The sequence below is a fragment of the Halomonas sp. QHL1 genome (genome assembly GCF_001882345.1).
Taxonomy (GTDB): domain Bacteria; phylum Pseudomonadota; class Gammaproteobacteria; order Pseudomonadales; family Halomonadaceae; genus Vreelandella.
Window position 1 is genome coordinate 2,828,184 of record NZ_MINL01000001.1, and the last position, 12,093, is coordinate 2,840,276.

Sequence of the window (12,093 nt, forward strand, 5' to 3'; positions counted from 1 at the left end):
GTGGCCACCCGGCCCTGTCATGACGTTATACTGTCAGCGAGTATTTATGCTCACTCTTCGCTGGAGGCTTCACCAAACCATTTGGTGTAAATCTCATCGTAAGTACCGTCTTCTTTCATCGCAGCAAGCGCTTCATTGGTAGGCTCTACCCATTCGCTGCCTTTATGAAAAACGATGCCGTACTGTTGACCTTCGTACAACGGTCCAACGACTTTAGTGCGTCCTTCACCGCGGGTTTGTGCGAAGTAGGAAACGTTAGGCGCATCGTAGAAAACGGCATCGACGTTACGGCCTAGTAACGCCATATACATATCGCTCATGGCCGGGAAGGGAGTGATATCGGCGTCTTCACCGAGCTCTTCTTTTAAGAAGTCGTAGCTGGTGGAACCAATGCGCGTGGCGATAGACAGGTCGGCGAGGTCTTCGATAGTTTCAACGTCGTCGTTGTCGGCACGAACGATGATTTTTAAGCCGGAATCGTAGTATGGGTCGGAGAAGTCAACGATCTCAGCACGTTCTTCGGTGATGGTGGTTCCCGCAATAGCGATCTCTTGGCTACCGGTTTGCACGGCAGGAATAATGCCAGCAAATTCCATCGTGGTGAGATTGACTTCAAAGCCTGCACGTTCAGCAACTTCGTTAATAATGTCCATATCGAAGCCGACCATTTCGCCGGTTTCTTGATCCATCATTTCGAACGGCACAAAGCTTGGGTCAGTGGCCACGTTCACTTTGGGCAATTCAGCCATGGCGGCAGTGGTGCTGCCCAATCCCAGTGCGAGTGCGAGCGTTGTTTTCGTCAGGTTGAGTGGTAGTGCTACTTTCATAAGTTTCCCCGTGCTTTATGAGGCTAGTAGTGGGCTTTAAAGCGATTTAAACCGCTTGAAGCGTCCCTTAAGCCGTTATTGACCTATCAACCTTGGCGAGAAACGGTCAGGGCGTCAAGTCACGGGGGGCGTTGTGGGCCAACGCTGTTTAGACCATAAAGGAAGCGCCGCAGCCGCAGGTGGTGGTGGCGTTAGGGTTTTGAACACGAAAACGTGCGCCTGCCAGGCCCTCTTCGTAGTCGACGGTGGAACCTACCAAATACTGGTAAGAGAGGGGGTCAACCACTAAGGCAGCGTTGCCAAATTCAATAACGGTGTCATCTTCAGCGACGTTTTCAGCAAAATCGAAACCGTACTGAAAGCCCGAACAGCCGCCACCGGTCACGTAGACCCGCAGTTTAAGGGATGGATTATTCTCTTCTGCAATTAGCGCATTAATACGTTTGCGTGCGCTATCAGAGAGCAGTAGTGGGGTCGGAACAAAGGCTTCTGCACCGCTCATGGGTACCTCCCGCGAGCTTAAAGAACGAATAAATCGGCATTGGGGGGTGATTATGGGTAATTCCCAGCAAATTGGTCAACTATTGCTGGGAATTAGTTAGGTGAATCTTAGCTGGCGAGGGCAGGTTTCCGCGAGGGCGCTGTGAACCCATCCCTGGGCGCTACTTTCGACATCTGACCGCCATGGATGGCGGAAATGCCGGAATTGTCGGGAACATTATTCCGGCCCTGGAAAAAGACCTTCGCTTCAACCTATCCTCGCACCATGTGATCGGTTTCGGCACATCGCCCTCTCTGAGCTGCCCTCTGCATGCTGGTTTTGGTGAGGTTTTAAGGCATCAGTGCCGGGGCTGTTAGGCCGGTGTTCTCGTCAAAGCCGAACATCAGGTTGAGGTTTTGGATCGCTTGGCCCGAAGCGCCTTTGACCAGGTTATCAATCACCGATAGCACGACGACGGTGTTGCCATTGCCGGGGCGATGGACCGCTAGGCGGCAGGTATTGATGCCTTTGACACTGCGCGTTTCAGGATGGCTTCCCGCAGGCATTACATCGACAAACGGTTCGTTGGCATAGCGCTGCTCAAATAGAGCCTGCAGATCACCGGGCTCAGCGGTGAGCTGGCCGTAAAGCGTGGCGTGAATGCCACGGATCATCGGCGTTAAGTGTGGCACAAAGGTTAAACCCACCGTGGATTGCTGAATATCCCTAAGCCCTTGGCTAATTTCGGGTAGATGGCGGTGGCCACCTGCGCCGTAAGCTTTCATCGACTCACTGGCTTCGGCGAGCAGAGAGCCGACCTTAGCGCCGCGGCCTGCGCCGGTAACGCCGGATTTGCAGTCAGCAATCAATTGGCTTGGGTCGATCAAACCCGCTTCCAGAAGCGGCAGGTAGCCCAACTGAACGGCAGTGGGGTAGCAGCCGGGTACCGCAATTAAACGTGCTTCTTTGATTTTCTCACGGTGCATTTCTGGCAGCCCGTAGACCGCCTCTTGCAACAATTCTGGGGCGCCGTGGGCCTGGTCGTACCAACGGCTCCACTCATCGGCATCGCGCAGCCGGAAATCGGCTGATAGGTCGATCACCCGAGTGCCGTTTTCGAGTAGCTCACCCGCCAGGGCGTGAGCAACGCCGTGAGGTGTGGCAAAAAATACCGCATCCATGGCGCCCAACTGTTTGGCGTCCGGCTCGCTAAACGCCAGCGTGTCGTAGTGGCCGCGCAGGTTGGGGTACATATCGCACACCTTGACGCCGGTTTCCGAGCGCGAGGTAATCATGGCTACGTTGACGTGGGGGTGTTGGGCGAGTAGCCGCAATAGTTCAACGCCGGTGTAACCGGTACCGCCCACAATGCCGACCTTAATCACAAATTACTCCTTACGGATGCCACTGAGTAGAAAACCGAATTCGCTATTAGCCTAAGCATAGGATACCAAGCTGTTTAAGCGTATCCAGCTATGATACACAAGAGTGTAGATACATGAGCAAGGAAGGTCGCTGTGGCGCGTTTTTCCCGATCGGATTTTACCTTAGAGAGTTTTCGTCGCCAGTTGGCCAACGTCGACGCCCTTCCGCAACTCTGTTTGCTGGGCCTTGTCTCGGGGGTTATTACCGGCGCTGTGATGGTGGCGTTTCGGCTGCTATTGGAAGCGGGCGCCGCACTCTACATGACCGATGGCGATCCAGAAGCGTTTGAAAGCATGGCGCCCTGGCTACGTGCGCTGCTACCCATGCTGGCGGTTACCCTCGTGGGTGTGCTGCTGTACCGGCAAAAACCGGCAGCGCGCAAGCTGGGCGTTGGCCACGTGATTGAGCGGCTTACCTATCATCAGGGCCGTTTTCCGTTACGTAATTGGCTTAACCAATGGTGGGTTGGTGTTGTCGTAGTGCTAGGTGGTTTGTCTGCGGGCCGTGAGGGCCCGGCGATTCACTTGGGGGCAGCGGCGGCTAGCGGGCTTGGTCAGCAGATACGCTTGCCCAATAATAGTCTGAGAGTACTCGTGGCGTGCGGCACCGCAGCTGCTATTTCCGCCTCTTTTAACACGCCCATCGCGGGTGTCATCTTTGCCATGGAAGTGGTGATGATGGAGTACACCTTGATGAGCTTTATGCCCGTGATTTTGGCCTCTACCATGGGCGCGCTGGTGGCGCAGTTGGCGTATGGCAACGAACCCGCTTTCCGTATCCCCGAGATAGCACTGGGCTCACTGATCAACTTGCCGTGGATTGTGGTTACCGGGTTGGTGATTGGCCTGCTAGCAGGGCTGTTTATTCATATTTCACGCAGTCAGCGGATTATGCAGTGGCCGCTTTGGGTGCGTCTTGGCTTGGTGGGGGTGGCGACTGGTGCGGTGGCCTGGTGGTTCCCCCAGGTTCAAGGCATTGGCTATGACAGCGTGGCGGCGGCGCTCAATAACCAGCTGGAAATTAAAGTGCTGCTGGCGCTAATGATCGTCAAACTGCTGCTTACGGCACTAACCGTCGCTGGTGGTGTTCCCATCGGTATTATCGGCCCGGTGTTGGTCATCGGCGCTGCTACAGGCGCGCTGTTTGGTTTACTGGGGGGCTGGCTTTGGTCCGATAAAGCCGCGGATCCGGGCATTTACGCAATGCTAGGTATGGCTGCAATGATGGGGGCGGTATTACAAGCGCCCCTGGCTGCGCTAATGGCGCTTTTGGAGTTAACCCACACGCCGAGTATCATGCTTCCCGGCATGTTGGCGGTGGTGGTGGCGTGCTTAACTTCGCGTCAATTGACTGGCTGTGAAGGCTTTTTTATCAGCACGGTACGCTACGGGCTGCACCCGCTTCAGCAGCCGTTGATGCAGGCACTCTCAAGGGTTTCGGTGCCTGCGGTGATGGAGCGTCAACTGGTGCGCACCGAGCGAATGATCACGCCTGATCGAGCGCGACTTTTATTAGAAACCAACCCGGTATGGCTAGTGATCGAGCGCTCAACAGAGGAAAAACCCGTGCTGGCGCTAAAAGCCGCTGAATTGGCACGCTGGTTACTTGAGCACGATGAGGCGCTGCAGGGGGAAGAGCCACCTGCGGATGAACTGATCGATTTACTCGAAATCCCCGGGCAGCGTTTGGAGCTGGCGCCGATTGGCTTGCAGGCGACGCTTTCTGAAGCGTTTCTAAAACTGCAGGATAACGCCCTGGGGGCGCTCTACGTTGTGCATGGCTATCGCCCAAAGCAGCGACGTATTTCAGGTATTATCACCCGTGGCGCCATCGAGCGTTATTATCACTACACTGACCCACGCGGCGCCGATGACCTTGGCACTGATAAACGCGAGAAGGATTCATCACTTTAAGGAGCGACAATGTACCTATGGGTGAAGGCTATTCACTTAATGGCCGTAGTGACGTGGTTTGCTGCGCTGTTCTATTTACCCCGCCTGTATGTGTATCACGCCACTGCGCGGGATAACGGCGACGAACAGGCCATCAGCTATTTTAAAACCATGGAGCGTAAGCTTTACCGTGGCATCATGACACCATCGATGATTGCGGTGCTCATTTTTGGTGGCTGGATGCTCTACCTGGTGCCCGAATGGTTTAGCCAGGGCTGGATGCACGCCAAGCTGGCGCTAGTGGTTGTGCTTATTGCTTATCATCACGTTTGTTTGATCTATTTAAAGCAGTTTGACCAGGATCGTTGTACCAAAGGTCATGTGTTTTTCCGCTGGTTTAACGAAGCACCGGTGATTGCGCTGGTGGCGATTATTATTCTCGCCGTTGTGAAGCCCTTTTGATGCGCCGACCACTTCCTCCCGTGGTGTTGGTACTTGCCGGGCATGATCCGACTGGTGGGGCAGGGTTAATCGCTGACAGTGAAGCCATCGCAGCCTGTGGTGGTTGGGCGGTAACGATCCCCACTGCGCTGACGGTACAAAATTGTCATAATGTGACCCGCGTGATCCCTGCTGATCCGACCGCGATGCGCCAAATGGCCGAGGCGATTAGTGAGATGCAGGTCGCGGCGATTAAGCTTGGCTTACTCGCTGATGAAGACACCCTGCGCGCAGCGGAGCAAATTATTCGTCGTTTTCCAGGCATTCCCGTGGTGGCCGATCCGGTCTTTAAGGCCGGTGGCGGAACTGAGTTATCCACACCTGCTTTGCGTCAACTGTTTATTGATCGCTTGCTACCGCTTGTGGATATCTTAACTCCGAATCGCGCTGAGTTGGCCCAGCTTACGCCCGACATCATCACTCCTTTCGATGATACTGCCCGCGCGGTGGCACTGATGTCACAGGGGTGCCAAGCCATCCTGGTCACGGCCACAGATGAGCCTCTGCCCGGCAATGAGCAGCAGGTAGTGCACACCCTGCACTCGCCCGATACCACTCGCCAGTGGCAGTGGCCACGTTTGCCTGAACTGTTCCATGGCTCTGGATGCACGCTGGCATCGGCCATTGCCGCCCGTATTGCTGTTGGTGAGCGCTTACCAACTGCTTGTGAGCAGGCGCAGCGCTTTACCTGGCAAAGTCTGTCTCAAGGCTTTCAACCGTCCAGCGGCCAGTGTTTGCCACATCGTGTTTCACGGGCTGTCCGTTTTTGATCCTATCTTCTGTACGCCATTGACCGAGAGGATGCCATGACTACATCAGCTGAACTGTTTGAACTTGCCAGTCGTCATATACCGGGCGGCGTAAACTCACCCGTTCGGGCGTTTAAGGGATTACACCGTCCGCCGGTCTTTATGGAGCGTGCTCAAGGAGCCTTTTTGTTTGACGTCGAAGGCAATCGCTACGTGGACTATGTCGGATCCTGGGGACCCATGATCACTGGGCATGCCGACCAAGACGTATTGACTGCCGTGCGAGCGCGATTAGACAATGGCCTGTCCTTTGGTACCCCTACCGCAGTCGAAACCACCATGGCGGATTTGATCTGCGAAATGATTCCCTCCATGGATATGGTGCGCATGACCAGCTCGGGCACCGAAGCGACTATGTCGGCGATACGCCTGGCGCGAGGTACCACCGGCCGCGATAAGATCGTTAAGTTCGAGGGTAACTACCACGGCCACTCTGATTCGCTGTTGGTTAAAGCGGGCTCAGGTGCGCTTACCCACGGCGAACCCAGCTCGCCGGGCGTCCCCGCGTCGCTGGCTGAACACACCATTACGCTCTCGTTTAACGACCCTGAAGGCGTTGAGGCGTGTTTCAACGAAATTGGTGATCAGATTGCCTGCATTATCGTTGAACCCGTTGCCGGCAATATGAACTGTATTCCGCCTCAACCGGGCTTTTTGGAAACACTGCGCCGGGTATGTAACGAGTACGGCAGCGTGCTGATTTTTGACGAAGTGATGACCGGTTTTCGAGTGGCATTGGGCGGAGCGCAAGCCCACTACGGTATAGTGCCCGATCTAACCTGCTTGGGAAAAATTGTCGGTGGTGGTATGCCGGTGGGCGCCTTTGGGGGCAAGCGCGAAATAATGCAAAACATCTCCCCCATGGGGCCGGTTTACCAAGCGGGTACGTTGTCGGGTAACCCGCTGGCTATGGCCGCAGGCGTTGCACTACTTACCAAACTACAGGTACCAGGCTTTCACGATGCGCTTACCCAGCGGGTTAACACGCTTTGCACGGGCCTTCAGGAGCGTGCCAATGCCGCAAGGGTGCCGATGATGACGCAGTCGGCCGGCGGCATGTTTGGGCTCTTCTTCACCTCTCAAAGCCGTGTAGATAACTTTGCCCAAGCCACCGCCTGTAACCCGGATGCCTTCCGCCGTTTCTTTGGCGCGATGCTTGATCACGGTGTTTACTTGGCGCCTTCTGCCTACGAAGCAGGCTTTATGTCCAGCGCACACACCCCGGAAGACATTCAGTTCACCCTGGATGCAGCAGAAAAAGCCTTTGCAGTTATGTAACGGCAAGTAACTAAAAGCCCGCTATACTGCATTAGCCGCTCACCTTGAGCGGCTAATGCTTAGATGAGAGTTACACTCATGATACGACCAGCGGCTTGGCGATACGTGATCTGCGCGGCGGGGCTGCTAGCCTGCTTCCCGCTCGCTGCACAGACGCCTCAGGAGCAGAACATGACCCAGATACATATCACCATGAGCGGTTCGCCGGGCGCAGAGTTTTCCGCCCACTGGCGGATTACCCATGAAGGTGAAACCACCGAGCACGTTGAAGAGAGCGGTACAGTACCTGCTGAATACACCTTTACCGGTACAGAGCTTGAAGGCACAGTAAAGCTGTTAAGTGATGACGAGCGACTAGAGGTGGGTATTCAAAAAGGCAGTAACCGTTCTACTTCGTCAACTCAGGGAGCGGGAGGAACATTGACAGTGTCAATTCGCTAACAAAAAACCGCCCCTGAAAGGGGCGGAATTTATGAGCATGCGATATTTATTTTGTATCGCTTTGCTTAGCGACCTTGGCTTACAGTATTAACGTTACCATTGCCATAAGTAGTGATAGTTGAGTTATGGCTGTAACCAGCTTGAGTAACGTTATGTTCATTATTGGCACCAAAAGTTTTGATATAAGAATCATTACCAAAACCTGACTGCTCTACGTTACTAGTGTTGTTATATCCAATGGTAATAATCGTACTATCTAGGTAATTACCATTTTGGATAACACTATCATCGTTGTTACTACCAGACTGCTCTATCCACGAGTCGTTGCTGAAACCGTTTTGTTCAACGTTAGCAAGGTTGTTGTAGCCACCAAAAAAGCCAGACTGTTGGATGCCAGATTGGTTATTCCAACCAGATTGATCTACGTTTGCTTCGTTACCAAATCCACTTTGATCAACCCACGAGTCATTACTGTAACCGTCTTGATCGACGCTGGCAGTATTGTAAGAACCACGTTGTTCAATCACAGAATCGTTAAACTTGCCATCTTGAACCACAACGGCTTCGTTGCCAGTTCCCCAGCTTTGTTTTACATATGAATCATTCTTCTTGCCATCTTGGGTAACGTAGGCACCATTATCACTACTTGTTTGATAAATACCCGAAACGTTATAAGCCCCTAGCTGGTCAACAACGGCTTCGTTACCATTAGCAGTTTGTTCGATATTTGAGTCGTTTCGGCCAGGCGCATAAGTTGAATAACCAGCAACATCATCTTGAGTGACATAAGCACTATTGCCGTTCCCTTCTTGAAGAATTCGGGATTTTTGTGTTCCCCACTGGGTAACACTGGTAGTGTTATCGCTACCGTATTGGTAGGTAGAGGAGTCACTACCAGCTGTCTGAGCAAAAGCAGCAGTGCTCATAGCGAAGGCAACGGCGGCAGCGATAGTGGTGATTTGAGTTTTCATGGTGTTTCCCCTTGATGCTTGCTTTAGTTATTACTGAGTCAACGGTTGTTGCTCAGTAGGTTTCGACGGTGACTGGACGTGCATTGCTTGAAAACGCTTGTTGTTCAACACTAATGACACGGTAGCCACTCCCCGATTGTGAAATCTGTACATCACTCCGGTTGCCAAGTTGGCGCACATAAGAATTTAGTTGTCTTGATGCGCTTCCTGACTGAGTAATATCCGCTTTATGATTTCTACCTATTTGAGAGATATTACTTACGTTATTACCGCCTATTTGAGTTACCGTCGCCGTGTTGTAATTTCCTAACTGATAAATGCTAGAAAAGTTTCCGGCTTGGTAACTAGCTGATTGCGAAACATTGGTACGGTTATTGTTACCAATCTGCGCAATAATGCTGTAGTTGCCTTGATGTTGTTGGGCAGCAGCTTGCTTAGAGAACTGCTCAACACGGTTACTGTCCGCATTGATTGTCAAAGAAACTGAAAGGGTTGCCGTCAACAGTGCAGCCATTAGGGCAGATCGTTTGGTTGCGGTAATATTCAGCTTCATATTATTTCCCTCTGAAACAATTTGTATCGATTTGTATTTCTTGTGTTGAGTTTGGATCATTTTGAAATTTACGCTATCGAACCTTTTATTATTTTAGTTATGTATTTGTTAATAATTTTATAATTAAAAATTATTAGATTTCTAATCAAAATAATATAAAAATAGTAAAAAAACGGCTATGCATACCGCATAGCCGTTGATCATTGATGTTTTTTGTTCTGAGTTTTTTATAAGGTTGTAAATGAAATTTTGTTACAAAAGCCGTTTTGTGTTTCTAAAGTTAGTTTTAAATTGATTAAAGCAAAGGGATTGGTGCATCTAGGTAATCTGACAAAATAGTGTCTTGAAAATTAACACCATTAGAGAGATTCCAAAGGTTATTCTCTACACCACGGGCCACCAAATGTATAACTGCTGACTCAATGGCTGACATCACGGCAAGTTGTACTGGTTCATTGGTGGTAAGACCTACTTCAGCCTCTAACAAACGTCGAAAATCGATAAACCGATAAACACCTGCTCGCATCTCTTTAGAGTAAATCGTTTTGGTCGTGGTGACGTTAGCTAGTACCTCGCCGGTTGATATTTCAACCGCGCGTAGATTAACCGTTACTTGGTCCACCTGGTATTGTCCTGAAGCGCCAATACCAAAGTACTCTGCCCCAGCACCCCCGGTACGTACGTTGGACTCGTAGGCAATAATGCCACCTTCAAGCATCACCGAGGCAGCACGAAGTGAAGGCAATGTATCTGGTTGACCAAAGCGTTCGAACTCGGCACGAATAATGCGCCTCTCGGTAAGTAAGTTCTGTAAACCAACACGCTCAAGCGGTATAAACCAGCCGGAATCCGCCAGTGCTCCGGTGAGCATTGCTGCAGCTCCCTGCGTTACGGCGGTCGAAAAAGTACTGGCCGGTGCAGGGCGGTACTGGCCCGTTTGATCCCGGAAGTCATAAACAGAGACAAAAATTCGCCCTGAGGGTGGTGGTAGAGAGACTAAGTCTTGATAAGTTGCCCCACGCGGGGTCAATGTCGCTTCTGCACCTTCTAAATTCTCTGAAGTTGCGACCATACCAGCACAGCCGCTTAGTACACTAACCATGAGTAGTGTAGCGATGATTTTCATAATGATCCCCTGAATTGCATGTAGCATTAAGTAGGCTTTTGGCAGCCTTGTTAGTTTTTCTTAGTTAGTAGAGCAGATAAGACATCAAGGGTTGAACAGCAAACCACCTACGCTAATGTTGGTAACATCACCGGTGGCTTTATCGATTACTTCTACTATGAGCTGCCCCCCTTCATTGCGAACCACGACGCTAAAGTCCCCGCTGTCAAACGACCCTGTACCATTGTCTACTCCGCCTACATCATTGATTAGATCCGATATAAATCGGCTCTCAAGGCTTTGGATAAGCCGTTCGGTTGGGGAGAGCGGTTCAAAATCTTCGATGTTCGGGTCTGTGGTGGTGTCTTGCGCCTGGGCTTTACCCAGTAAATAGCTACCCATAAAGGGGTCGCCGCCAAACGAAGGGTTGATCGGTGTATAGATCAGCTCCCCTGCGCTTGCTTGCAGGGTCAGCGCACTTGCCAAGATGGTGGTTGCCAGAACACTAACAGCTGTTGTTTTAAATATGTTTTTCATTAGCGTAGCTCCTCTTTTCCAAGGTCTTTGTCTGAGTTAAGTACTGAAGCCAGTTGTTGCCGCAGTAATGCTTCTTCGACGGTCTGCACGGCTTCCCCGGCGGCCCGGTCAGCTTCGCTGATCCTAGGGGAGAGCTGTGTACGAAAATACATACGGTTGCCTTCCATCACCCATATTTGGCTACCCCAGCGCGCATCAGGCCGCTCATTAATTGTGATGGTGGCATTGCCGATAATTAGGTTATCCAGTGCCCGTTGGCTAAAGGCGCGATAGAAGGTTTTACCGGCCATAGTGATCGTTCGATCTACCAGCACGCCGGTCAGCTCACTTCCCCCGTTAGTGTTGCCTTGCACTTCAGGTCCATCGGGACTAGAGAGCTGATTAATAGCGTCAATCGCTTCTTGTTCGTTGGTGGGCAACGCATCCGTTGGCTCATTTGCCACTGCCACTACTAAAGATGACATGACCCATATCGCCAGGATGAGAAAGCCGCTTGATAGACGGTGTATTGATGACATAAAAGTTACCCTTACCCCTTCTCTATTAGCGGGGACGATGCCGCTGTAGGCTGCGCGCGGTTTCAATATTGGGCAGAATCGGACCCAAATTTTGATGAATCCAATTGAGCGCTTGGATACGGTTGTGAACGTTAATTTTGCGGAAAATGTTGTAAAGATGTGACTTAACGGTGTGCTCACTAACAAACAGCTTCTCGGCAATTTGTTGATTGGAGGAACCTGCGCTAAGCAGGGAAATAATCTCCATTTCCCGGTTAGTGAGTCCGCAGGCTGGGCGGAAGGCATTGCTTTGGTATTTTCGATAAAACAGGATCAACCGCGCCATTAAATCCCGCGACATCCACAGCTCCCCTTCAAGCAGCGCGTGTATGCCTTTACAGATCACCTCAAGGCTTTCGTTGCGATAAAAAACGCCTTTTAGCTGAGCGCATGACAGTGCTTCAAGCGCGTGATCCATATCGTGAATGTTGAAGGCGGCTAGAGGCGTTTTAGTTAACGCATCAGGTAACTTATCTTGCCACTCCGGCAGTGCATCAACGCCGATATGGTCGCTATCAATTAGAATCAACATGTTGCCCGAAGCGGAAATAGGTAACGCCGCGTGGGGAGAATGGATACTAATTTGACAGCCGGTGTGCTTGTTCAAGTATTCAGCGAACAGCTGAGCTTGGGGACTTCTTTCGGTAACGACATATACCGTACCGGTGGACTTTTCCTGCGACATTGGGTAGCCCTCGTGGAAAGAAAGAGTGAGC

At 51.5% G+C, this 12,093-nt stretch carries 14 protein-coding genes; 5 read left to right on the forward strand and 9 right to left on the reverse strand.

From position 1 onward, the window contains the following. Positions 1-50 precede the first annotated feature (50 nt). The 3 genes from QHL1GM_RS12940 to argC all read right to left on the reverse strand — a co-directional run bounded on the left by QHL1GM_RS12940 (position 51) and on the right by argC (position 2,693). On the reverse strand, positions 51-827 hold the full coding sequence (locus QHL1GM_RS12940; protein WP_071694852.1) for a transporter substrate-binding domain-containing protein: 777 nt from the start codon (positions 825-827) through the stop codon (positions 51-53). Between the two features lie 148 nt (positions 828-975). Beyond that, positions 976-1,329: an iron-sulfur cluster insertion protein ErpA gene (erpA, locus tag QHL1GM_RS12945; protein ID WP_071694853.1), complete on the reverse strand. Its 354-nt coding sequence runs from the start codon at positions 1,327-1,329 to the stop codon at positions 976-978. A 329-nt stretch (positions 1,330-1,658) separates the two neighbouring features. Next, on the reverse strand, positions 1,659-2,693 hold the full coding sequence (argC, locus tag QHL1GM_RS12950) for an N-acetyl-gamma-glutamyl-phosphate reductase (RefSeq protein WP_071694854.1): 1,035 nt from the start codon (positions 2,691-2,693) through the stop codon (positions 1,659-1,661). Positions 2,694-2,825: 132 nt separating this feature from the next. On the opposite strand from argC, the gene QHL1GM_RS12955 reads away from it, so the two are divergent. The 5 genes from QHL1GM_RS12955 to QHL1GM_RS12975 all read left to right on the forward strand — a co-directional run bounded on the left by QHL1GM_RS12955 (position 2,826) and on the right by QHL1GM_RS12975 (position 7,654). Beyond that, positions 2,826-4,646: a chloride channel protein gene (locus QHL1GM_RS12955; RefSeq protein WP_071694855.1), complete on the forward strand. Its 1,821-nt coding sequence runs from the start codon at positions 2,826-2,828 to the stop codon at positions 4,644-4,646. Between the two features lie 9 nt (positions 4,647-4,655). Then, positions 4,656-5,087 (forward strand): protoporphyrinogen oxidase HemJ, encoded by a 432-nt coding sequence (hemJ, locus tag QHL1GM_RS12960; protein WP_071694856.1) that lies wholly within the window; start codon positions 4,656-4,658, stop codon positions 5,085-5,087. Next, positions 5,087-5,896, forward strand: coding sequence for a hydroxymethylpyrimidine/phosphomethylpyrimidine kinase (locus QHL1GM_RS12965; RefSeq protein WP_071694857.1), 810 nt, complete (start codon positions 5,087-5,089; stop codon positions 5,894-5,896). The genes hemJ and QHL1GM_RS12965 overlap by 1 nt, the downstream gene beginning before the upstream one ends. 36 nt (positions 5,897-5,932) lie before the next feature. Continuing rightward, positions 5,933-7,213: a glutamate-1-semialdehyde 2,1-aminomutase gene (gene hemL / locus QHL1GM_RS12970; RefSeq protein WP_071694858.1), complete on the forward strand. Its 1,281-nt coding sequence runs from the start codon at positions 5,933-5,935 to the stop codon at positions 7,211-7,213. A 171-nt stretch (positions 7,214-7,384) separates the two neighbouring features. Then, positions 7,385-7,654, forward strand: a complete 270-nt coding sequence (locus QHL1GM_RS12975) for a hypothetical protein (RefSeq protein WP_254795308.1) — start codon at positions 7,385-7,387, stop codon at positions 7,652-7,654. 65 nt (positions 7,655-7,719) lie between these two features. Here QHL1GM_RS12975 and QHL1GM_RS12980 read toward each other — a convergent pair whose 3' ends face one another. The 6 genes from QHL1GM_RS12980 to QHL1GM_RS13005 form a co-directional block, all read right to left on the reverse strand. Next, positions 7,720-8,625: a hypothetical protein gene (locus QHL1GM_RS12980; RefSeq protein ID WP_071694860.1), complete on the reverse strand. Its 906-nt coding sequence runs from the start codon at positions 8,623-8,625 to the stop codon at positions 7,720-7,722. A 52-nt stretch (positions 8,626-8,677) separates the two neighbouring features. Continuing rightward, positions 8,678-9,238: a hypothetical protein gene (locus tag QHL1GM_RS12985; RefSeq protein ID WP_254795309.1), complete on the reverse strand. Its 561-nt coding sequence runs from the start codon at positions 9,236-9,238 to the stop codon at positions 8,678-8,680. 235 nt (positions 9,239-9,473) lie between these two features. Further along, entirely contained in the window at positions 9,474-10,304 is an 831-nt protein-coding gene (locus tag QHL1GM_RS12990; RefSeq protein WP_071694862.1) for a CsgG/HfaB family protein, read from the reverse strand. A gap of 84 nt (positions 10,305-10,388) precedes the next feature. Then, on the reverse strand, positions 10,389-10,820 hold the full coding sequence (locus QHL1GM_RS12995; RefSeq protein WP_071694863.1) for a curli assembly protein CsgF: 432 nt from the start codon (positions 10,818-10,820) through the stop codon (positions 10,389-10,391). Beyond that, positions 10,820-11,284, reverse strand: coding sequence for a CsgE family curli-type amyloid fiber assembly protein (locus QHL1GM_RS13000; RefSeq protein ID WP_071694864.1), 465 nt, complete (start codon positions 11,282-11,284; stop codon positions 10,820-10,822). The genes QHL1GM_RS12995 and QHL1GM_RS13000 overlap by 1 nt, the downstream gene beginning before the upstream one ends. Positions 11,285-11,363: 79 nt before the next feature. Next, the gene (locus QHL1GM_RS13005) at positions 11,364-12,062 is read right to left on the reverse strand and encodes a response regulator transcription factor (RefSeq protein WP_071694865.1); all 699 of its coding nucleotides are present in this window, start codon (positions 12,060-12,062) and stop codon (positions 11,364-11,366) included. Between the last annotated feature and the right edge of the window lie 31 nt (positions 12,063-12,093).

Excerpts from the sequence above, each read along its gene's own strand:
- QHL1GM_RS12940 (WP_071694852.1), bottom strand. The coding sequence starts at position 827 with ATGAAAGTAGCACTACCACTCAACCTGACGAAAACAACGCTCGCACTC.
- erpA (WP_071694853.1), bottom strand. The coding sequence starts at position 1,329 with ATGAGCGGTGCAGAAGCCTTTGTTCCGACCCCACTACTGCTCTCTGAT.
- hemJ (WP_071694856.1), top strand. The coding sequence starts at position 4,656 with ATGTACCTATGGGTGAAGGCTATTCACTTAATGGCCGTAGTGACGTGG.
- QHL1GM_RS12965 (WP_071694857.1), top strand. The coding sequence starts at position 5,087 with ATGCGCCGACCACTTCCTCCCGTGGTGTTGGTACTTGCCGGGCATGAT.
- hemL (WP_071694858.1), top strand. The coding sequence starts at position 5,933 with ATGACTACATCAGCTGAACTGTTTGAACTTGCCAGTCGTCATATACCG.
- QHL1GM_RS12975 (WP_254795308.1), top strand. The coding sequence starts at position 7,385 with ATGACCCAGATACATATCACCATGAGCGGTTCGCCGGGCGCAGAGTTT.
- QHL1GM_RS12980 (WP_071694860.1), bottom strand. The coding sequence starts at position 8,625 with ATGAAAACTCAAATCACCACTATCGCTGCCGCCGTTGCCTTCGCTATG.
- QHL1GM_RS12985 (WP_254795309.1), bottom strand. The coding sequence starts at position 9,238 with ATGATCCAAACTCAACACAAGAAATACAAATCGATACAAATTGTTTCA.
- QHL1GM_RS12990 (WP_071694862.1), bottom strand. The coding sequence starts at position 10,304 with ATGAAAATCATCGCTACACTACTCATGGTTAGTGTACTAAGCGGCTGT.
- QHL1GM_RS12995 (WP_071694863.1), bottom strand. The coding sequence starts at position 10,820 with ATGAAAAACATATTTAAAACAACAGCTGTTAGTGTTCTGGCAACCACC.
- QHL1GM_RS13000 (WP_071694864.1), bottom strand. The coding sequence starts at position 11,284 with ATGTCATCTTTAGTAGTGGCAGTGGCAAATGAGCCAACGGATGCGTTG.
- QHL1GM_RS13005 (WP_071694865.1), bottom strand. The coding sequence starts at position 12,062 with ATGTCGCAGGAAAAGTCCACCGGTACGGTATATGTCGTTACCGAAAGA.